Below are 20,883 nucleotides of genomic sequence, written 5' to 3'. Positions count from 1 at the left end.
ATAGGCGCCTGACAGCCTAAAGTCTTTCCTGGATTCCACGCAATAGGGAGGATGCGGTCACAATTCCAACGTCAACTCCGGCCTCATCGACAACAACAAGCGGCATGTTTTGATTTCGGTTTGACAACTCGACCAGTTCCTTGATGGGAACGTTCAGCTCGATCCTTGGAGCGTCTGCCAGCGCGATGCCATCGCCGGAATTCTCATAGTCGCTAATGGGGAGAATGACCGACTCGGCTTTCAGGAGCTTCAAGCGGCTACTGCCTTGGACAAATTTCTCGACATACGGATCTTTCGGGTTGCCGAGGATGTCTTCAGCAGACCCGATTTGAAGCATTTTTCCGTCTTTCATGACCCCGATATGGTGGCCGAGCCGCACTGCTTCATCCAAATCATGCGTGATGAAGAGCGTCGTTTTGTTCAGCTTCGTTGACAGTTCCCTGAACTGATCCTGGAGCTCACGCCGGATAAGGGGGTCGAGCGCTGAAAATGGCTCATCCATCAACAATATGGCAGGATCGGCTGCCAGTGCCCGGGCCAGTCCTATACGCTGCTTCATTCCTCCCGAGAGCTCATCAGGATACCTGTCGCCCCATCCGGACAACTGCACCAGCTCAAGCTTTTCCTCAGCTATTTCGTGGCGCTGCCGAGCATTGATCTTCCGAAGCTCCAGACTCAGGGCAACATTGTCGCGGACGGTGCGATGAGGGAGCAGAGCGACATTTTGAAAAACCATTCCCATTGAACGGGCACGGAGTTGTCGCATCTCGTCTTCTGACTTCAGATTGATGTCTTCTCCGCTGACAATAACCTGCCCGGCACTGGGTTTGATCAGTCGGTTGACATGCCGAACCAAGGTCGACTTGCCGCTTCCGGATAGACCCATCACACAGAAGATCTCGCCAGCCTCGACCTTGAACGAGACTCCGGCCACGGCGACCACGCAACCATGTTTCTCAAGCAGCTCAGCCTTCGAAAGATTGTCGCCTTGGACGCTCGCAAGGTTGAATTTCGGGCTTGTCCCGAAGACCTTCCATACGTCTTTGAATTCTATTGCATGCGCTTTCAAGTTAAGCTCCAAGGTTGAGAGGTGTCGCCCGGTACCGCATAGGATCCCGGGCGACTATAAATCCTCGCAGTTCAGCTTACTTGGCGGCTGCCTGTTTCGCCTGCGCTATCCAGGCATTCCACTGGTCGAGATGCGCCTTCTTCCAGGCCTCGGCATGACCATGGATCGCCTCGTTGGTCTTTTCACCTTTGTGGATAAGCAGGTTCTCATCATCTATGTCCTGAATCGGTATCGTGACCTGTTCGAACCACTTGTTTGCGGCTGGATTTTTCTCCAGAAAAGCCGTGTTCGCAAAGACATGATGGCTGTTCACGGAGAAACCCATGTTTCCGATGCCCGGGACTACCGTGTCGGCCCCAGTCTGCTCATCCGGCAACGCCGTAAACGGTACCGTCAGCCAGACCACTTCCTCGCCATGCCGAAGAACCCCGTTTACCCACATTGGGACCCAGCCATAGTACAACGTTGGTTTACCAGACTGAATTCTCTGGATGACATCCGCCAGGAGCGCGAAATATTCGCCCTGCTTGTGCGTCACCGTATCCCGCAGGCCGTATGCATCAAGGTGGTGTTCGATGATACGTTCGCAGCCCCAGCCCGGATCACACCCATAAAGGTCGGCTTTGCCATCCCCATCGACATCGAACAGTTTGGCGAGTTTGGGGTCTTTGAGCTGATCGATCGTCTTGATGCCGTATTTGTCGGCAGTGGCCTTGTCGATCGAGTATCCTTGGATTGAGTTCTTCGCCAGAGTCCCAACCCGATGAGCCTTGGCGTCCCCGCCGGCCTTTTCAGCGAACGTTATGTGTAGAGGATACCAGTGCGGCGTGTAGTAATCGGCATCACCGCTAGCTACGGCCAGGTGGGCGAGAGGAATCTGCGCCGATGATGGCTCCTGGACGGTATAGCCCAGATCTTCAAGGCCGATTTTGACGATGTATGCCTCGAACATTTCCTCGGCAATGCCATTGACCAGAGGCTTTACTGTAACGCCTTTGCCCGGGAGATCCTCAGCAGAAGCGTACCCCGTAGATAAGGCGAGAGTGCCCAGCAGCGTCAAGGCTGCGGTAAATCCCCGAAAACGCTTCTCAATTGTAAGCCGATTGCTCATAAGTCGCTCCCATTGTTGTCAGTCGTTGTTCATCGCTAATTTCTGCCGGCCGTTGTTTAATCCCCCATATCCCGCCGGCGAGGTTTGGAAGTTCCTGAAGAAGGGGGTGAAGAGCGCGGCTGGGCCCCGCCTGTGCCACGCAACGCCCGCAAAGCTTCGCCGCCGTGACATCGCAGCTTGGGCCAAGCGATCTAGAATAACCGCGAGGAAGACAATGCCGATCCCACCGGTTGCGGCCAAACCAATGTCCAGGCGTCCAATGCCGCGGAGGACCATCTGCCCAAGGCCGCCCACGGCGATCATGGAAGCTACGACAACCATCGAAAGCGACATCATCAATGTCTGGTTCACACCCGCGACGATGCTCGGAAGAGCCAGAGGCAATTGGGCTTTGAAAAGAAGCTGCCGGTTGGTTGCTCCGAAAGCACGCATAGCTTCGACCACTTCCTCAGACACCTGCTGGATGCCCAGTGTTGTCAGCCTGATAACGGGCGGAAGCGCGAAGATGATCGTCACGATGACACCGGGAACGTTGCCGATACCGAACAACATGACCACTGGCACCAGGTAGACGAACGAGGGGATCGTTTGCATTGTGTCGAGGATCGGTCGGCAGATCGCAGCTGCGCGGTCACTTCGAGCGGCGAGCACGCCTAGCGGTATGCCGATGACCGTGCATACGAGCACCGCCGTGAAAACCAGCGACAATGTTGTCATTGTTTCACCCCAGATGCCGAGGAAACCGATAATCACCAGCAAGCCTACGATCTGGGCAGCAAGCCGCCATCCAGCCAGTTGCCACGCGACCAGACCGAAGCAAACAATCGTGACCCCGGGTGGAATGCCATTGAGTGCAAGATCAAATGCGGTCAGAAGCTTGTCGATGGGCCACTTCAAGGTTTGAAAGAACGGACGGTACTCTTGGACAATCCACCCCAGGCCGGAATCTACCCATTCACCAAACGGGATGTGCCACTTCTTGAACGGGTCTAGTACATCTTCAGCGTTCACAAATCGTCCTTTCAGCCAAGATCCGAAGCTGCGGTGGTGCAAGCGCTCAGGATTCCGGTAGCCAGCCTGCGGCCGCCCTAAACCACGTCAACTTTACGGCTGGGAGCGCTTAAAGCTGAGCTAGCGCGGCATACCCGGACTTGGGGTATGGGTGTCCTGGCCCTGCACCGTCAGCCCGGTCGGTACCGGAGCTTCAGCAGGGCTTGAAGGCGTTCCGTCTGACTGTTCTAAGGACGCTACCGACGCGGTGGCTACAAAACAACCGTATAAAAAGTTATGCCGCTGAGGAATAAATGTTATCAGGATGATAGCCGTGGATGGGGGCTGGGCCGAGAGCCAGGGGCAGGTAAGCTTCGTTTCGGATTGCGTCACCGTACGTTTGATAAGCTACCTATCGCCATGACCCTTGGTTATTCCTCCCTGCATGAAAACTCATTTGAAGCGAGGTGAGTGGCTGTTTATAGATCGGTCATGAGAGCCTCGCGCTAGGCTGGGCTGCCATTAATAGAACGGCTCTGGGGAAACATTTGCCCAACAACAGCCTATTGGATCAGGTTGTCATCGTAACAGGCGCCGCCGGTGGCATTGGGAGCGCAATTGCTTGGGTGTTTAACCAGTCAGGGGCACGCATGGTGCTGGCCGATTACGATCATCACAGCGTTTCCAGGTTAGCCACATCGCTGGACCCGTCAGCGGAGCGCGTGATCGCTATCAGATATGACGCTAGCAACCCGTCTGATGCTGATGCGGTCGTCTCGGCTTGCCTGGCTCAATTTCAATGTATTGATCACGTCGTACCCGCAGCTGGGATTTACGACGAACAGCCCGTGTCGACCTTGACGGATGCAGATTGGCGCCGAACCATATCGATCAACCTTGACGGAGTGTTCTATATCTGTCGACGGGCCATTCCCCATATGAGGGCAGGCGGGACAATTGTGACCATCGCATCAGGCGCCGCACATCAAGGCTGCTCGCCCGGCGGCCATTACGCTGCATCAAAAGGAGCGGTCCTTGCGCTCAGCAGATCTCTAGCCAAGGAACTTGCTCCGGCAATAAGGGTCAATACGGTTTCTCCGGGCACCATTAACACCCCCATGATCGAGGATTTGCTCCGCCAGAACGGGGATAAGTTCCTGGACGCGACGCCTGCCGGCCGTGTCGGATCCGCCGAGGAAGTTGCTAATGTCGTAGCTTTTCTGTGCAGCAGCGCGTCTAGCTATATCGTAGGCGAAGCCATCCACGTGAATGGCGGATATTACATGGGCTAAATTAGCTCAGGACGGCCTTGCTCCTGCTAAGCGACGGTGGCGTTTTCTCAATTCGCAGGCATGTGCCCGAGGCCGCCAGAAGCAGATGGAGAAGGTGATTGCTGCACCTTGTTGAGAATTCACCCTCACCGTTCGGTAGGTACCGCATTGCCGCATTTGCTCAGACGATGGCTAATCCTGCGGCGGAAGGCCTTGTTGGGTTGAAGTTGCCTCGGTCTGAAAAGTCACCATCGAGTCTGCAGCCGCTGCCGGCGGATTAAGGTCTTCGACCTGTGCAATCAACCAGTTGCGGAATATCTGAACATCTTCCCGCTCGATGGCTGTGTCTGGGATGACGAGATGATGTTTTCGCCCGGTGAGGCAGCTTTCAGTCAAAGGTCGGATCAGCGTCCCTTCTTTGAGGAAATCGTTGACCAGATGACGCCAGCCTAACCCGATACCATGGCCTCGAAGGACAGCCTGCATCATCGTAGGATAGTTATTGAACGTAATAACGCGTTTGAAGTCCGACGAGACGCCGAACTGCCCGAGCCAATGCACCCAGTCAAAGGGGGACCATGGATAAGCGGCCCAATGCTGGTCGTCCATAACCAGGAGCACCTCGTTGACGAGATCCTCGGGCTTCAAAATACGTGAATGTGACTGATAGGAATTGCTGCAGACCGGGAAGACTTCCTCGCTGAAAAGCTCTGTGGCCGTGAACCCGGGACGGGCCAGATATCCCATGACGACCGACACGTCAAAACCATCTGTCGCGGGGGCGGGGCTCCGTTCAAGCGAAACCAAGTGCAGGTCTACCTCCGGGTTGTTCGCTACGAAATCACCAATTCGTTGGCTCATGAACAGGGTCGCGAACGACATCGGCATGCCGACCGTCAAGCGCCGGGCCTTCTCGCGTCGCTTCACACTGTCGAAGGCTGCTGCAATATGGGCGAGGCTCAAGGTCGCCGCTTCAAATAGCTCCTCGCCAGCCGGCGACAACGACACCTTTTGGTTACCGCGGTTAAACAGCTGGATGTCGAGATGGTCCTCCAACGTCAGAATATGGCGACTGACCGCCGCTTGAGTAACCGAAAGCTCGTTAGCAGCCTTGGTAAAACTCATATGCCGTGCGGCAGCTTCAAATGCGCGTAGTGCGCTTAACGGAAGCCGTCGGTAATTGGACATAGATAACTGTTACTCCAGGGCTACATGGAAGTAAATTCAGGCCTCAGTTTTTGCCGCGCCAGGCGTCGCATGCGGCCGCTGGCGCTGAGTGCCGAATGGGCCTTGGCAGTCTCTTCGCTCTTGACGTGGGACTTCCGGGTCGCCGCTCCATGGAATCCAGTTGAAGGCTGTCCACCCGCCATCAGGTACGATGACTTGCCCGGTCACGTAACTGGACCGGGCAGACGCAAGGAAGAGAACAGCTTCAGCAACATCACGGGGCTGGCCAAATCGGCGCATTGGCAACTGGTCCATGTAGGCATCGACATCCATATCGCCGTCATCGATAGCCTTCCTGAGCATCTCTGTTTCAATCATGCCTGGGGCCACTGCGTTGACCCGGATCGCGTAGCCGGCCCATTCGATGGCTAGCACCTTGGTCATTGAGATGACGGCGGCCTTGGCCGCGTTATAAGCGAGCCGCATTGGGACCGCATTGTTGACAAGGATGTCTACGCCGCCGTGATCGCGGGCGATCATTTGTGCGACAGCTACGACTTCCTGTTCACTCGTCACATCAACACGACAGAATGGAATGCCGGCTTCAATTGCTGGCGGATCGAGATCGAGGTTGATTACCTTACCGCCGTGGTCGGCAAAGAGCGCACAGATCGCGGCACCGATCCCTCGGCTGCCTCCGGTAACGACGCAAACCTTCCCTGCGACCTCGCCGCTCATCCGACCGCCTGGCGCGCACGCAGGCTTTCCGAGCGCCCTTCGATAACAAAGCCCCTGTAGCCGTCGGTCGCTACTTCCTCGCAGATCTTCTGGTAGGTCGGCACCCCGCCGACATAAGGCATAAACACGGCGGGTTTCCCGGGCACGTTAACGCCGAGGTACCAGGACTTCGCCTTGGTGTACAACGTGCCTTCAGCCGCCTGCCCGACATGCTCCATCCAACCTTCTTCGGCCGAGGCCGTTGCTTCGATAGTCTCTGCGCCTCGCGTTTTGAGGTAGGCCAGGCAATCAGCGATCCATTTGACATTATCTTCGATGGCTACGATGACATTAGTCAACACCGACGGGCTTCCCGGCCCGGTGACGATGAACAGGTTGGGAAATCCCGATGTCATCAGGCCCAGGTATGTGTTCGGGCCGTCCCGCCATTTCTCTTTTAGCGTAAGGGCTTGGCGGCCGACCATATCGATCTTGCTCAGCGCGCCGGTAATGGCGTCGAACCCTGTAGCGAGCACCAACGTATCGAGCTCATAGAATTGGGAGCCCGCGGTCAGGCCGTTTTCCGAGACCTCCTGTAGAGGATTAGAGCGCAGGTCAACCAGGGTCACGTTTTGCCGGTTGAACGTTGCAAAGTAGTTTGTATCAGCGCAGATGCGCTTGCTACCGATCGGATGATCGACCGGCGCCAGCAGGTTAGCGACAGCGGGATCTGTGACAACCTCGCGAATTTTTTTCCGGACGAACTCAGCAGCTGTGCTGTTGGCGTCCTCATTCTTGAGCAAATCGGAATATGCGCCGGTGAATCCGGTGCCCCCTGCAGCCCAACGTCTTTCATATTCTTGCAGGCGGTCTTCCGGAGATACGGCCAGCGCAGATTTGGTACCTATGTCAGACAAAATCCCTGCCGGCATCGTGCGGGCCGCCATGCGCCGTTCCGCATAGCTTTGCTTCCACTCGGCTTCGTAGGCGCTATCCATGGGCTGATTGCGCGCCGGGATACTGAAATTCGGGGTCCGTTGGAAAACGTAAAGGTGTTTTGCCAGTTTCGCGAGTTCCGGAACCACCTGGATCCCCGACGATCCGGTACCAATGGCGCCGATTTTCCGGCTGGCCAGATCTACCGGCTCTTGGGGCCAATTTCCCGTGTGATAAATTTCGCCTTTGAATGTACCCAAGCCTGGGATGTTCGGGCGCTGGGCAGCGGACAAACAGCCGGTCGCCATAACGCACCATTTCGCACGATAATGCTCTCCACCAGCGGTGGAAACCTGCCAAACATCCTCCCCTTCGTGGAAAATTGCGCTTGCTACTCGGGAGTTGAATCTGATGTCACGGAGAAGATCGAATTTGTTCGCGACATGGTTTGCATACTTCAAAATCTCAGGCTGCGATGAGTATCGTTCGCTCCAGCGCCACTCTTGCTGCAGCTCCTCGCAGAACGAGTAGGAGTATTGCATGCTCTCGACGTCACACCGCGCCCCGGGATATCGGTTCCAGAACCAGGTCCCACCCACGCCCGGCGCAGTTTCCAGAATAGTGGCTGTGAGGCCAAGTTCCCTCGCGAGATGAAGCATGTACATTCCGGCAAAGCCGGCACCCACAATGATCACGTCAAATGAAGGGGCCTCTATCGAGGAGCGCTGTTCCAAACTGTCAGTATTCTGCATGAGATGCTCCTAATTCTTGTGAGACGGTATGACGGACAACTGCCCCACCGAGTTGCACAGCGGGTCGGCTCCAGTCATGCTGTTCCAACGCTCACGGTCCAACACTCTCAGACGTAAGTTCCGACCGCCTCCAGACGCTGGGTGGTTGGCCGTAGGCCCTTCGGAAGACCCTGGAGAAATGAGAGGCATTCTCAAAACCTGCCCCCAGAGCGACCTCGATCAAAGGAGTATCGATCCTCCTAAGAAGTTGCTTTGCGCGCTCCAGCCGCAAGCGTCGGTAGATAAGCGCAGGAGAGCTGTTCACCTCTTTGAAAAACAGCCGTTCGAGTTGTCGTCGAGAAATTCCCAATGTTATAGCGAGCTTGGAAACAGACATGGTGTTCTCGATGTTTTGCTCCATCAAAAACAGAGCAGCTCGAAGCCTCGGGTCATCTGTCTCTATTGCCAGAGGCCGACGCGATTGCAGGCTCTCCGCATTCCGAACTTTGTCGATCTGCAGCACTTCCAGAGCGTTTCGCTCGGCCGCATAGCCAATGTGCTGTCGCACCAACTCTGCCGCTAGATCGGCTGCGCTGCTGCCGCCTGCGCATGACCCGCGGGTCGGGTCCAGGTTATAAATTCTGTCTGCTCGAACCTTTAACCCCGGAAAGCGCTCTCGAAAGTCGACGTAATGAAGCCAACTCACACAGGTCTCATGGGCGGCCATAAGACCTGACTCGGCCAGAATGAACGTCCCGGTGCAGATTCCGATCAGTCGCGCGCCTTTGGACCCAGCATCACGAAGATATTGCAAGGTTTCCTTGTCAACCGCCACCCCGTCGGTCAACCGTCCCCCGACGACGACAATGTAATCAAACTCGATTGAATCAAGGAATGGCGAGGTTGGCGAGACCTGAACGCCGCAGCTCGACATCACAGGCTGCCGGGTGTTGGACAGGACCTCCCAATCGGCGTTGATGCGGCCCGATTTATCTGTTTCATCGCTAGCGAGTCTAAGCGTGTCGATAAACATGGCGAAGGCGGTCAACGTGAAGGAGCGGGCCAGGACAAACCCGACCTTCAGTCGGACAGACGTTGTCTGTCTGCGCCGGGGTGAGGATTGAAACACCGTGTCTGGCTCCATCCGTTGGAAGACCCTGGGTAATGCCTCAGGCGTCAACGCTTATGGGGTTCCTATCTTGACTCATGATGCTTGTCTACAATATGTCTATTATGAAAATTGAGGAGCCGCAATGAGCTTGGTTGAACCTGCCGCCTCGGACCGAAAGGGCATTCTTGCCGAAACGCTGGTGCATCGTATCCTGACGATGCAGCTCGAGCCGGGGGCGGTTCTCGACGAAGTCGCTCTCAGCGAGGAATTCGGCCTGTCCCGTCCGCCGGTCCGCGAACTCATGCGGCAGATGGCGGGCGAGGGTTACGTCGATCTTGAGGCAAACCGCGCTGCGCGCGTATCCGTAATGTCTTACCAGACGCTTCGGGATTTTCTGATTGTTGCTCCGATGATCTACGTCGGAACGACGAAGCTCGCCGCTGTCAACCACAAGCCTGGTGACCTCGAAGTCCTCAAGCACACCCAGCAGAAATTCCGGCAGTCCATTGCCGATGGCCACGTCGAGAACAGGGTGATCTTCAATCACCAGTTCCATCTCAACATCGGAAAGATGGCACACAACCCTTATCTGCTTCCCAGCCTCAAGAAGCTTCTCATCGATCACGCCCGGATCGGAAAGATCTTTTATCGCCAAAACGGCGGCCCGCGGATCCAGGCGGACCAGGAAACCGCTGCGCGGCAACATGACCAGATGATCGAGGCCATCGAAGCCAGGGACGCAGAGCGGGCCGGCGAACTGGTGCGCGCCCATCTTGAAGTTTTCCGAAACGACGTAGCGCTCTACGCCGTGCCCAACGGCATGCAGGGCGAACTCGAGGAATAATCATTGCTAGTGTCAGTGGGACACGTGGGAAAACAGAAATGCTGAACAAAGTCGACTACAAGACGCAGGCGGCCGCTCTCAAATTGCCGAACAGGATGATCGTGGACGGAGAGCAAACGGCCGCCCTGTCTGGCAAAACATTTCCGACGATAAACCCGGCGACGGGCAAGGTCCTGGCGGAGCTTCCGGCGGCTTCGGCGGCGGATGTCGACAAGGCGGTCGCTGCCGCCCGGCTAGCGTTTGAGGACGGCCGTTGGTCTAAGTTGCCTCCGGCGACCAGGAAAAAGGTGCTTCTTAAGCTGGCGTCCGTTATCGAGGATAACACGCTCGATCTGGCACTGATGGAAAGCCTGGATAGCGGCAAAACCATTAGCGACTGCATCAACATTGATGTGCCCGAGGCGATCAATAGCCTAAGATGGCATGCCGAGGCCGTGGACAAGATATACGATCAGGTTTCGCCAGCGAATGATGCGTCGCTCGGCCTTATTGTGCGCGAGCCGATCGGTGTCGTTGGCCTCGTTCTTCCATGGAATTTTCCTCTTCTCATGCTCGCATGGAAGATTGGGCCAGCACTTGCCGCGGGGTGCACGATTGTGGTCAAGCCGGCTGAGGAGACCTCGCTTACCACATTGCGCGTCGCTGAACTCGCTCTGGACGCGGGCCTGCCGGCTGGCGTGTTTAACGTCCTGACGGGTGACGGCCCGGACGTTGGTGAACCGATTGGCCGGCATCCCGATATCGACGCTGTTTCATTCACCGGCTCCACCGAGACCGGTCGCCGCTTCCTCAAGTATTCCTCCGAGAGCAATTTGAAGGAAGTCGTACTAGAAATGGGCGGTAAGAATCCTTGCATTGTCATGGAAGATGTTCCCGATCTCGACGCGGTGGCCGCTCATATCGGCAACGGCGCATTCTGGAACATGGGCCAGAATTGCTCGGCCATCTCGCGAGTCTTCGTCCACAATGACGTGAAGGACCGCCTCATCGAAAAACTGGCGGAAGTCGCCAGATCCTGGACTGTAGGCGACCCGCTTGATCCCGACACGCGCATCGGCCCGCTGATCTCTGCCACCCATTTCGGGAAAGTTAGTGGCTATCTGGGAGGCGAGGGAAAGGTTGTGGCTGGCGGCAAGGTCTTCAATGGGACCACGGTCGAACCCACGATCATTGAATTCGACCGCCACCGTAGCAAGCACGTCCGGGAAGAGATCTTTGGGCCAATCGTCTCTGTGATTGGGGTGCAGTCCCTCTCGGAAGCGGTCTCCCTCGCCAATGAAACTGAATATGGCCTCGCAGCGTCAGTTTTTACGGCTGACGGAACACGAGCGCTCCGGGCCGCACGGGCGATCAAAGCCGGGACCGTCACCGTGAACTGCTACGGGGAGGGGGACGCTGCAACCCCATTTGGCGGCTACAAGCAGTCGGGCTTCGGCGGCCGCGACAAGTCCCTGCACGCTCATGATCAGTATACCCAGACCAAAACGCTCTGGATCGACCTGAGCAGCTCAAATGAAGGTTTCTGAAATGTCATCATTTGCTTTCTCCGGTCTCAATCTCGCGATCACGGCTCCGTTCGACTCGAACGGGCGCATCGACTTCGACCGCTTCCAGGAACTCATCGAGCGGTATTTGGCCGCGGGCGTCGACGGAATCGTATTCAGCTCCGGCACAGGCATGCATGTTTACCTGTCGCCAGATGAATCGAGGTCCCTCATCGAACGTGGCGCGCGCATCGTTGCCGGAAGGGCCAAGGTGATTGCCCAGGCCTCGGCATTGCTCACGGCCGACGTCATCGAAAGGACGCGGTTTGCAAAGGATTCCGGTGCGAACGGCGTCATGATCCTCCCGCCCTTCTTCGAAGGTCCGTCGGACGACAACAGCGTCTTCGACTTCTACGCCGAAGTTGCCAAGGTCGGATTGCCCATCATTGGATACAATGTGCCCCAGGCGGTCGGTGTACGCATAACGCCGGACCTGCTCCGCAGACTCTGCGAACTGCCCGAATTCCGCGCCGTCAAGGACAGCAGCGGAGACTTGGTCGCGCAGATCAGGCTGATCGGCACCGGCCTGGATGTCATCAACGGCGCCGATCCGCTCGTCCCGTTCTCCCTATTCGCCGGTTGCTCTGGTCTGATCTGGGGCGGCGCGAACATTGCGCCACGCACCAGCGTGGCGATCGTCAGGGCCGCTCGGGAAAAGAGATGGGACGATGTGCAGTCGCTCTGGCTGCTGCTGGAGCCAATCATGTCCCTCCTTTGGGACGGCGAGTATGTTCCAAGCGTGTATGCAGCCGCTGGACTCACAGGATATGGCTGCGGCAACGCGAGAAAACCGTTCCGTCCCCTTTCGACGGACCGCATTGCGGCGCTTCGGACGGCGCTAGGCGCACTGGTTGAACAAGAAGCGGTATGATGACCAGTAAGACCTTTCGTGCGCGTCGCCTTCCCGCCCATGGCGTGGAGTCCGGCTGGGCGGCGTTGCTCCCTTCGAGGACGCCAACGCCCGAGCTGGATCAGGCCATCACCGTCGATGTCGTCGTCATCGGCGCGGGCTTCGCAGGGTTGGCCGCCGCTGTTCGGCTGGCCGATCTCGACCGGAACCTTTCCGTCGCCGTCATTGATGCCGACGTGGTCGGAAACGGGGCCAGTGGTCGGAACTCCGGCTTCCTCATTGATTTGCCCCATGACATCTCGTCGGGCAATTTCGGGGGGAACGCTGTTGCCAAAAGCCACAACGATATCCTGGTAGCGCGGACGGCCATCCAACATTACGCCCGCCTGGCGGAAGAGCATGGCTGGGACGAGGACGTCTTCGATCCGAGCGGCAAATACAGCGTGGCCATGACCGATGCCGGCACCGAGCACCTTGCAGCATACTCCTTGACGCTCAAGTCGTTGGGCGAACCGAACCAGGTTCTAGGTGCTACGGACATCGCGGAAGTCACGGGCACGCGATGCTTCAAGTCCGGGCTCTTCACGCCCGGTGCGGTCATAGTGCAACCTACAGCGCTGGTGAGGGCCATTGCAGATTTGTTTCAGGAGCCCGTCAGGCTGTTTGAGCGGACGGCCGCGCTGTCCATACAAGCCTCGTCAAGCGGCTGCACTGTGAAGACTCCCAAGGGGGAAGTCAGGGCAGGGCGGGTGATCCTGGCGACAAACGGCCACGCGGAGAGCTTCGGGTTTGGAAGCGGTGAACTTCTCCACGTCTTCACTTACGCGTCGCTCACCGAGCCGTTCACTTCCTCCGCGCTGGGCGGATACCGCAAATGGGGAGCGACACCGGCGGCGCCGATGGGCACGACTGTACGGCGTATCAATGGGGCCGATGGTGACCGAATTCTTATACGCTCCCGCTACACCTACCACCCGAAGATCGAAGTCGGCGCCGCCTCGATCAAGAGTGCGGGCGACCTCCATGACCGCAAGTTCGCGGACCGCTTTCCTGATCATCGTCACTTGAAGATGCAGTATCGCTGGGCCGGCGCAATGGCGCTCACGCGGAATTCGGTGCCGCTGTTCGGCCAGGTGGCAGACGGCATCTTCGCGGCATGCGCGTGCAACGGCATAGGCGGGACCAAGTCCACCGCCGCGGGCATCGCGACGGCCGAACTCTTGGTTGGGCATCGGTCCAAACTCGGCGAAATATTCCGCTCGTTTGAGAAGCCCCAAGCATTGCCCCCGCGACCGTTCACCGACGTGGGCGCACGATTGAACCTAAAATTCAGAGAATGGCGCGCGGGACGCGAATAGGTCCTCTGAAGCTTCGCTTCGCGACCCCATGAGTGGGCCGTATCTCAACGGGAGAACAGCCGGCGTGCTGGAAAATGGGAACGGAGACAAGAACATGGCTATTCTTCTGATTGCCGAACACGATAACGCGACGCTTTCCGACCAGACCGCCAAGGCGCTTTCGGCGGCGCTGCAGATCGGTTCGGACGTGCATGCGCTGGTTGCCGGCAAGGGCGCCAAGGGAGCTGCCTATGCCGCCGCCATGCCCAAGGGCGTCAGCAAGGTGCTGCTCGCCGAAGCCGACGAACTGACCGAACGCCTTGCCGAACCACTGGCGACGCTAGTCGTCAGCATAGCCGGCGCCTATGACACATCATTGCGCCGGCGACCTCGTCGGGCAAGAATGTCGCGCCGCGCGTGGCCGCACTACTCGATGTCGCGCAGGTCTCCGAGATCATCGAAGTCATCTCTCCCGACACCTTCGAGCGGCCGAACTATGCCGGTAACGCCATCCAGACGGTGCAGTCGACCGACGCCAAGAAGGTGATCACCGTGCGCACCGCTTCGTTTCCAAGCGCCTCCCAAGGCAATGCGGCTGCCGTCGAGAATATCTCGGCGGCAGCCGACCCGCGTCTATTCATTTTCATTGAAAATGAGCTCTCCGAAACTGACCCTCCGGAGTTGACCTCGGCCAAGATCATCATCTCCGGTGGACGCGCGCTGGGCTCCTCGGAGAAATTCCAGGAGGTCATCCAGCCCGTCGCCGACAAGCTCGGTGCCCCCGTCGGCGCTTCCTGTGCAGCGTTCGATGCCGGCTATGCGCCGAACGACTGGCAGGTCGGCCAGACCGGCAAGGTCGTGGCCCCTGATCTCTACATTGCCCTCGGCATCTCCGGCGCCATCCAGCACCTCGCCGGCATGAAGGATTCGAAGGTCATTGTCGCCATCAACAAGGATGAGGAAGCGCCGATCTTCCTGGTTGCCGACTACGGCCTGGTCGGCGATCGTTTCGTTATCCTGCCCGAGCTCTCCAGATCGATTTGACCCGAAGTACAATGTCTCAACTTCAGATTCTCACTCTAACCTGCGAAGACCGTCCCGGCATCGTCGCGGCCGTCGCAACCGAACTGGCTGTGCTCGGTGCCAACCTTGCTGAGAGCAGCCAATTCTGGGACCGCACCAGCAATCGCTTCTTCATGCGTCTGGCCTTGAAGGAGACGATTCGCTTTCGACCGCATCAATCGAGCGTGCGCTCAAACGGGCAATCGACCGCTTCGGTTTGTGTGTTCACACCGTCGATGCGCGCCGTAGGCCGAAGATCATCATAATGGTATCGAAATTCGACCATGCAATGCTTCATCTGCTTTACCAAATCAGGGTCGGTTGGCTGAACGCGGACGTGGTCGCGATCGTCTCTAACCACGAAGACAGCCGTGGGGTCGCCGAGCGGGAGGGCCTCGCCTATCATTACTGGCCGGTATGCAAGGACAACAAGACCGAGCAGGAACAAAGGCTGCTAGGTCTCGTACATGAAACTGGCCCGGATCTCGTAATCCTGGCCCGATACATGCAAGTCCTGTCTGATGACCTGTCAACTCGCCTCTTCGGCAAGATGATCAACATTCATCATTCCTTTCTGCCCTCCTTCAAGGGCGCAAAGCCCTATCATCAGGCGTATGAGCGCGGAGTGAAACTTATCGGAGCGACCGCGCATTACGTGACGCCCGACCTCGACGAAGGTCCAATCATAGATCAGGAGACTGAGCGCGTAACGCATGCGATGAGCGCGGAGGATTTCGTGGCGACCGGCCGCGACATCGAAAGCCGGGTCCTTGCACGGGCCGTCAAGCTGCATCTGGAGAGGCGGATTATGCTCAACGGGAATAAAGCAATCGTATTCTCGGCTTAGCTGAGAACGCCGCGATGTGAAAATCTATATCTTCGACCAATCACAAAGGAGAATCGACATGGCACGGCCCCCAATCCCCGGCAATCCAGGCCATACCCCGCCGGGCCCCCCCGACTGGGTCCCAGGCCCGCCAGATGGCGTTCCGGGTCGTCCGCCCGGCGTTCCGCCTGGCCCAAAGGACCCACCTCAGCCGCCGGATCGTCCAGTAGGATGACCTGGATAGGCTACGGCGATCTGAAAACAGGTATGCTCCCCCACTGGGAGCATACCTGCGTCGGACGGCTGGATTTCGAACTCCGTGACCTGGCATTCTTCGCCCGAGACTCGCTGCGAATCGACGAAGACCGGCTGAAACAGGGGGTGCTCAGCATCGAGTTCGAATGGCCGCTGGCATCCGGAGTCTGCCAGCTTCGCGCAGTTTTCCCCGACAGCTATCCCTTCGTGCGCCCGCAAGTCGCCCTTCGAGGAAACCCGGAAACTTTTCCGCACAAGCATTGCTCACCGACCGACGGCAACCTTTGCCTGTTGGGCCGTGACACAGGACTGTGGTCCATCGAGTGGACATTGGCGAAACTTCTGGAGAAGCAACTCGCCAACGCTCTGAATGGTACGGGCATGGAAGATCCACAGGGCGAACCGATGGAATTCTGGTGGAACGCCTTCGCCCCGGCATTCGATGGCTATGTCGATGGCAGCTATATGTTGATCGACACTGCCTGGAATGTAGGAGCTGAAACAGAGGGCACGTTGCGGTCGTCTTACTCCGTTCAAAAGATAGACGACAAAATTAGATTCCAGGGTGTGGTCGAGGAAATCAAGGCGAAGGACGGGTCCGTTCTAGCTGCCCGGAAATTTCCGCTTCCTCCCGGACTTCAATTGAAGAAGGTCACGGGCATATTTCCGTGGAGGCGCGTAGGTCGTTTCGCGCCGCCATCGCCCGAGGGTTGGCGGAAGGCGCAGGGCCAGCTTACCTTTGGAGGCGACGTGATCAATAGTGGCTCGCCCGCTATTTCGATGTCCGTCACGGTCCAATCGACGGAACTCAGCCACCGTGTTGACGGCGACACCTGGCTATTTCCACTGCGTTACGGACCAGCAAAGTCGTTCCGGGCTGTGAAGCAAGGACAGAGAGGGACCAGCCCCTCCATGATCATAGTTCCCACGCTCCGCGCCGGGGCCACAGACATCGGCGCCCGAGTTCCATCGGTCGGCGTCTTGAAGGATAAGGTGATTGCCATCTTCGGGATGGGAGCTATTGGTGCCCCAGTTGCGATTGAGCTTGCCCGCAACGGCTGTTCCCATCTCACCGTCATCGACCATGACATCGTCGAACCAGGAAACTCGATCCGATGGCCGCTTGGTGCGACGGCCTGGGGAATGCGAAAGACGACCGCCGTCAAGCACCACGTGGAATCCGAATACCCGAGCGTCGAGGTCGAGGCGATCCATCACACCGTAGGCATAGCCACGGCGGCCGACGGGAACGGAGGAGACCATTCAGTTCTACCCCCGATTTTTGGGAAGGCGGACGTCGTCATCGATGCAACGGCCTCTTCCGGAATCTCACGTTTGCTGGCCGATCACTGCAAGTCCGCCGGCAAACCGATGATCTCTCTTTTCGGGACGCTCTCTTTGAAGGGGGGCGTCGTTGCGGCCTATCAGCCGAAATCCGGCTGTCCAACCTGCCGCGAATTTGCCTATGCGAAAGGTTTGATCGAGAAAGCTCCTGGGTCAGGAGAAATCTCCGCGCTAAATCAGCCGGCTGGATGCGCCGAGTTGACCTTCACTGGGGCTTCATTCGATCTTCATGAATTATCGCTGGAAGCTGTCCGGTTGACCGTGGACATTCTCTCGCAGCCAGCCGAGTTCAAGGAATCCTTGGTTCACACCCTCACATTGCATGACGGCATCAAGCGGGTGCCGCCGTCTTGGCGGGTGGATGGGTTGCCTCCCATGAAGGAATGCGGATGCAACCCATAGTGTGGGTGCCTCGGGCGATCATGCAGGACATGCAGATGGATGCCGACCTCTGGTATGATCGGGAAACGGGTGGGACCTTCATGGGGTACTGGGCCGAAAGCAACGTTGCCGTCATAACAGCAATGATCCCGGCCGGGCCCCGAGCATCTCACGAGCGAAGCAGCTTTCTCCCTGATCAAAGCTGGCAACAGGCAGAGATTGCGAAGCACTATGAGCGTTCCGGGAGGTTGGACACGTATCTCGGGGACTGGCACACCCACCCCGATGCCGTTTCGAACCGCCTGAGCTGGACGGATCGAGTATGCCTGAAAACGATCATAAAAACCCCGACGGCGCGAAATCAAAGGCCCGTCATGATGCTCATGTGCGGCAAACCGGGTGAGTGGTCTTTGCACTCTTGGTTCTGCCAACTGCGGACCAAGTTATTTCTCTTTGAATTCCTGGATGAGAGAGAAGCGACTATCGAGGCCTACACGAGTCCCTTTTCTGAAACAGGCGAGGAGATCGTAAGAGCTTAATCAAAATTCTGGCCGACACGGGATGAGGGGAGATGAATTTTACGCATTGCGATTTGGGGCAGTGTTCTCGCGGTCAGAGGGGCGAGATCACGTTCACGTCGGGAACCAATCTAAGGTTGCTGTTTGACGAGCTGCAGCAATTACGGGCGCGGAGAACGACCTCAGTATATTGGCCGGCTTGCGAAGCAGCCAGTCCGTTCCCAAGTCGGTGCATTGGCATGTAGCCGTCGATATGCAGGGGCTTGAAGGCAGCACTTGTCCAGCATCAGGAAATTGCTCGGGCCTCTACCCGAATGCGCGAAGCTCTGTGTTCTGTTCCGTCCCTGGTCAGGGATAGTTCGCCGCCGGGAACATCCACAGACGGGAATCGCCAGTACGAGGTGTTCATCTCCATGCTTCCGAAAGATAAGGATGATGTCGTCCGTGCTGAATGATGGACTCGCAGTCTGGTCTGACGGATTCGAGCTTCGGATCGGCAACAGCCTCAGGCGGATCGATCAGGGATTAGCGAACAGCCATTTCGGCGTGGTCGCTTTGTCAGAGCCGTTCGAAAGGCTGGACGAACTGCGAACTCGACGGAATCGCCGCTCGGTCTGTCAAACGGGAGCAACAGCTTCTACCCACCTGGCATAAGTCGCCCAAAGCACTGCTACCAACACGCCTGACGATTTCCGACCTGATCACGTCGGTTATAGCTGCATAGGAATACAATGGTCGCGTTACCGATCACCGGTCGAAATTGTCAAAGACGAACACTCGCACGGCCCGTTTTTGTTGGGTTCGACTCAATTTCGGCCCGCCCGCTGCTCTCCACCAATGCGCTTCGCACTCTCAAACTGCTCCATCAGCACCTTCTTGTGTTGGGAGGCTGCCGTAGCATTTCGGACAAAAACGTCCGAGATCGCCGCGTAGCTACCGCCGGCGAGCTATTAATATGCGCGACCGTCGCGGCATTTGTAAAGAAGGTCGGCCCGGGCAGTTTGAGAGGTCGGCTTACGATGGGGTCTACAGTGGCGCACAGCAGAGAGATGAAGGGAGTGAGTCAGGACAATGAGGAAGAACAATGAGGAAGGACATGCGAATTGTCTTCGAGACATTCCTGGAAAAGTTGTCGGTAAGTGTCGATGAGGGTGATTTTCGCGGAGCCTTGGCCGATGTCGCCTCAGGTCTGGATCTATTCACCTTTGCCTACTTCTCCTTACCGCCGTGGTCTAATGGCAAGCCCATGCTGATCTCGAATTATCCGGCGCTCTGGACAGCGCGCTATCTTGAGAACCGGTATCAGAATGTCGACCCGGTCATTTTACGTGCAAGCTATGGCGAATCCACATTTCGATGGGGATTTGACCTAAAGAGTTTTGATCTGTCCGCGCCTCAGCTTAGGTTTTTCGAGGAAGCAGCGCAGTTCGGCATCCGCTGCGGCGTGACGATCCCGATCATTGATGGCCGCGACAATTTTGCGGCTATGACCTTTGCCGCTGACAAGCCCGATCCTGCATACTTCCGCGTGGCCGATCGCTACGAGCAAGGTCTTCCGTTTTTCGCGAGCTGTTTTCATACGTTCGTCCGCTGCAGACTGTCGGGCGACCGAAGAGTTGGCGGTGTGTTGTTGACGCCGCGTGAATACGAGTGCCTGCAGTGGGCGGCGCGCGGCAAGTCCGCCCGAGATACAGGCGGCATCCTGGAGATCTCGCGGTACACGGCTGAGTTCCATCTGGCAAACGTCCGCAAGAAGCTTGGCGTGACAACCACCCGACAGGCGATTACGCGTCTGGCGGCTTCAGGCTTTTCGCTTCCTGATAAGTCGGCTTGACCTCCGGAACTGCACAGGCTGCGCTTTCGCGAAGGATCGTCTCCAATGGCGAGGAAATGTTTCCCGCCATTGGAGGCCTTTGATGATCCAGCTTATTGCGCCTGAGTGCTACGACGACTTTGCTGACGGACTGCATGCAATGCATCGGCTTCGATTTCGCGTCTTCAAGGAACGCCTAGGCTGGGACGTGCAGGATAATGGCGGCTATGAAATCGATTCCTTTGAGGCGCTCAGACCGCACTACCTGTTGTTGCGCGGTTTCGAGGGCCGGGTGGAGGGTTGCGTTCGCCTTCTGCCCTCAACGGGCCCGACCATGATTCGCGATACCTTTCCGATGCTGTTGGAAGGAAGGGCTGCACCTGAGGATCCGAGCGTGTGGGAAAGCAGCCGTTTTGCGCTCGACATAGCTTCATCTGGGCAAAAGGGGGCGGGCGGTATCGCTCTCGGCACATATGAGCTCCTCGCCGGCATGATCGAGTTCGGCCTCTCACGCCTGCTCAGCCACGTTGTCACGGTCACTGACTTGCGCATGGAGCGCATTCTTCGTCGCGCCGGCTGGCCCCTCGAGCGGATCGGCAACCCGCACACGATCGGCGCGACACGCGCACTGGCGGGCTACCTCGAAGTGTCGAAAACGACACTTCATGCGGTGCGACAAAACAGCGGTATCGACAGTCCGGTGCTATGGGCGCCGGTGCTTCGCCGGGCGACGTGAATGTGACGCCCGGCAGGAGAGCACAGTCATGTCCACGTCTCTTGCGACGGACGCCGATCTGCCCGACTGGTGGAATGATAGGTCATACGACTATGCCGCTCAGCTGACGCTGCGTGGCTGGGCTTGGGAGTTTTTGCGGCGCAATCCGGTATTTCAGCATGATGTGCTTGCTGCGCGCCGGCAGGCCAACAGTTTGCCGCATGGAACCACCGTCGAGGTGATCGCGTCGGCCGGCAACCTGTCGCGCTGGGGTGTTTCGTTTCGCTGAAT

17 protein-coding genes and 2 pseudogenes are annotated in these 20,883 nt (G+C 57.6%); 12 read left to right on the top strand and 7 right to left on the bottom strand.

Translation table 11 applies throughout. The annotated features are described in order from the left end of the window. Positions 1-16: 16 nt before the first annotated feature. The 3 genes from NKH50_RS26505 to NKH50_RS26495 form a co-directional block, all read right to left on the bottom strand. Positions 17-1,069, bottom strand: coding sequence for a quaternary amine ABC transporter ATP-binding protein (locus tag NKH50_RS26505; protein WP_352881999.1), 1,053 nt, complete (start codon positions 1,067-1,069; stop codon positions 17-19). A gap of 76 nt (positions 1,070-1,145) precedes the next feature. Further along, positions 1,146-2,180, bottom strand: coding sequence for a glycine betaine/L-proline ABC transporter substrate-binding protein ProX (gene proX / locus NKH50_RS26500; protein WP_352881997.1), 1,035 nt, complete (start codon positions 2,178-2,180; stop codon positions 1,146-1,148). A gap of 18 nt (positions 2,181-2,198) precedes the next feature. Next, a complete protein-coding gene (locus NKH50_RS26495; protein ID WP_352881995.1) occupies positions 2,199-3,191 on the bottom strand; it encodes an ABC transporter permease in 993 nt (330 codons plus the stop codon). 545 nt (positions 3,192-3,736) lie between these two features. On the opposite strand from NKH50_RS26495, the gene NKH50_RS26490 reads away from it, so the two are divergent. Next, the gene (locus NKH50_RS26490) at positions 3,737-4,462 is read left to right on the top strand and encodes an SDR family NAD(P)-dependent oxidoreductase (protein ID WP_031250143.1); all 726 of its coding nucleotides are present in this window, start codon (positions 3,737-3,739) and stop codon (positions 4,460-4,462) included. 171 nt (positions 4,463-4,633) lie between these two features. Here the strand turns inward: NKH50_RS26490 and NKH50_RS26485 are convergent, their stop codons facing one another. The 4 genes from NKH50_RS26485 to NKH50_RS26470 all read right to left on the bottom strand — a co-directional run bounded on the left by NKH50_RS26485 (position 4,634) and on the right by NKH50_RS26470 (position 9,136). Then, positions 4,634-5,629 (bottom strand): LysR substrate-binding domain-containing protein, encoded by a 996-nt coding sequence (locus tag NKH50_RS26485; protein ID WP_352881992.1) that lies wholly within the window; start codon positions 5,627-5,629, stop codon positions 4,634-4,636. Between the two features lie 36 nt (positions 5,630-5,665). Next, positions 5,666-6,346, bottom strand: coding sequence for an SDR family NAD(P)-dependent oxidoreductase (locus NKH50_RS26480; protein ID WP_352881990.1), 681 nt, complete (start codon positions 6,344-6,346; stop codon positions 5,666-5,668). Further along, positions 6,343-8,013: a flavin-containing monooxygenase gene (locus NKH50_RS26475; protein WP_352881987.1), complete on the bottom strand. Its 1,671-nt coding sequence runs from the start codon at positions 8,011-8,013 to the stop codon at positions 6,343-6,345. Before NKH50_RS26475 ends, NKH50_RS26480 begins: the two co-directional genes overlap by 4 nt. Before the next feature lie 91 nt (positions 8,014-8,104). Next, entirely contained in the window at positions 8,105-9,136 is a 1,032-nt protein-coding gene (locus NKH50_RS26470) for a GlxA family transcriptional regulator (protein WP_352881984.1), read from the bottom strand. A gap of 109 nt (positions 9,137-9,245) precedes the next feature. Here NKH50_RS26470 and NKH50_RS26465 point away from each other — a divergent pair, with 109 nt between their 5' ends. The 11 genes and pseudogenes from NKH50_RS26465 to NKH50_RS26415 all read left to right on the top strand — a co-directional run bounded on the left by NKH50_RS26465 (position 9,246) and on the right by NKH50_RS26415 (position 20,881). Continuing rightward, positions 9,246-9,947 carry a GntR family transcriptional regulator gene (locus tag NKH50_RS26465; protein WP_352881982.1) on the top strand — a complete coding sequence of 234 codons (702 nt, stop codon included), beginning with the start codon at positions 9,246-9,248 and terminating at the stop codon, positions 9,945-9,947. A gap of 38 nt (positions 9,948-9,985) precedes the next feature. Then, the gene (locus NKH50_RS26460) at positions 9,986-11,473 is read left to right on the top strand and encodes an aldehyde dehydrogenase (RefSeq protein ID WP_352881980.1); all 1,488 of its coding nucleotides are present in this window, start codon (positions 9,986-9,988) and stop codon (positions 11,471-11,473) included. A gap of 1 nt (position 11,474) precedes the next feature. Then, entirely contained in the window at positions 11,475-12,362 is an 888-nt protein-coding gene (locus NKH50_RS26455; protein ID WP_352882065.1) for a dihydrodipicolinate synthase family protein, read from the top strand. Further along, positions 12,362-13,699, top strand: a complete 1,338-nt coding sequence (locus NKH50_RS26450; protein ID WP_502906923.1) for an NAD(P)/FAD-dependent oxidoreductase — start codon at positions 12,362-12,364, stop codon at positions 13,697-13,699. Before NKH50_RS26455 ends, NKH50_RS26450 begins: the two co-directional genes overlap by 1 nt. 94 nt (positions 13,700-13,793) lie before the next feature. Next, a pseudogene (locus tag NKH50_RS26445) lies at positions 13,794-14,722 on the top strand (electron transfer flavoprotein subunit alpha/FixB family protein). Positions 14,723-14,733: 11 nt separating this feature from the next. Beyond that, positions 14,734-15,587, top strand: a pseudogene (gene purU / locus NKH50_RS26440) (formyltetrahydrofolate deformylase). Between the two features lie 210 nt (positions 15,588-15,797). After that, the gene (locus NKH50_RS26435; protein WP_352881977.1) at positions 15,798-17,567 is read left to right on the top strand and encodes a ThiF family adenylyltransferase; all 1,770 of its coding nucleotides are present in this window, start codon (positions 15,798-15,800) and stop codon (positions 17,565-17,567) included. A gap of 20 nt (positions 17,568-17,587) precedes the next feature. Then, positions 17,588-18,085 carry a Mov34/MPN/PAD-1 family protein gene (locus tag NKH50_RS26430; protein ID WP_352881976.1) on the top strand — a complete coding sequence of 166 codons (498 nt, stop codon included), beginning with the start codon at positions 17,588-17,590 and terminating at the stop codon, positions 18,083-18,085. Positions 18,086-19,160: 1,075 nt separating this feature from the next. After that, entirely contained in the window at positions 19,161-19,898 is a 738-nt protein-coding gene (locus tag NKH50_RS26425) for a helix-turn-helix transcriptional regulator (protein ID WP_352699935.1), read from the top strand. Positions 19,899-19,980: 82 nt separating this feature from the next. Then, positions 19,981-20,613 carry an acyl-homoserine-lactone synthase gene (locus tag NKH50_RS26420; protein WP_352881974.1) on the top strand — a complete coding sequence of 211 codons (633 nt, stop codon included), beginning with the start codon at positions 19,981-19,983 and terminating at the stop codon, positions 20,611-20,613. 28 nt (positions 20,614-20,641) lie between these two features. Then, complete coding sequence (locus NKH50_RS26415) at positions 20,642-20,881, top strand: transcriptional regulator domain-containing protein (protein ID WP_352876321.1); 240 nt, start codon at positions 20,642-20,644, stop codon at positions 20,879-20,881. The last annotated feature ends 2 nt before the right edge of the window (positions 20,882-20,883 follow it).

It is taken from the genome of Mesorhizobium sp. M1027, from assembly GCF_040318745.1.
In the GTDB taxonomy this organism is placed as follows: domain Bacteria; phylum Pseudomonadota; class Alphaproteobacteria; order Rhizobiales; family Rhizobiaceae; genus Mesorhizobium.
This window is presented reverse-complemented; position numbering and strand designations above follow the sequence as displayed.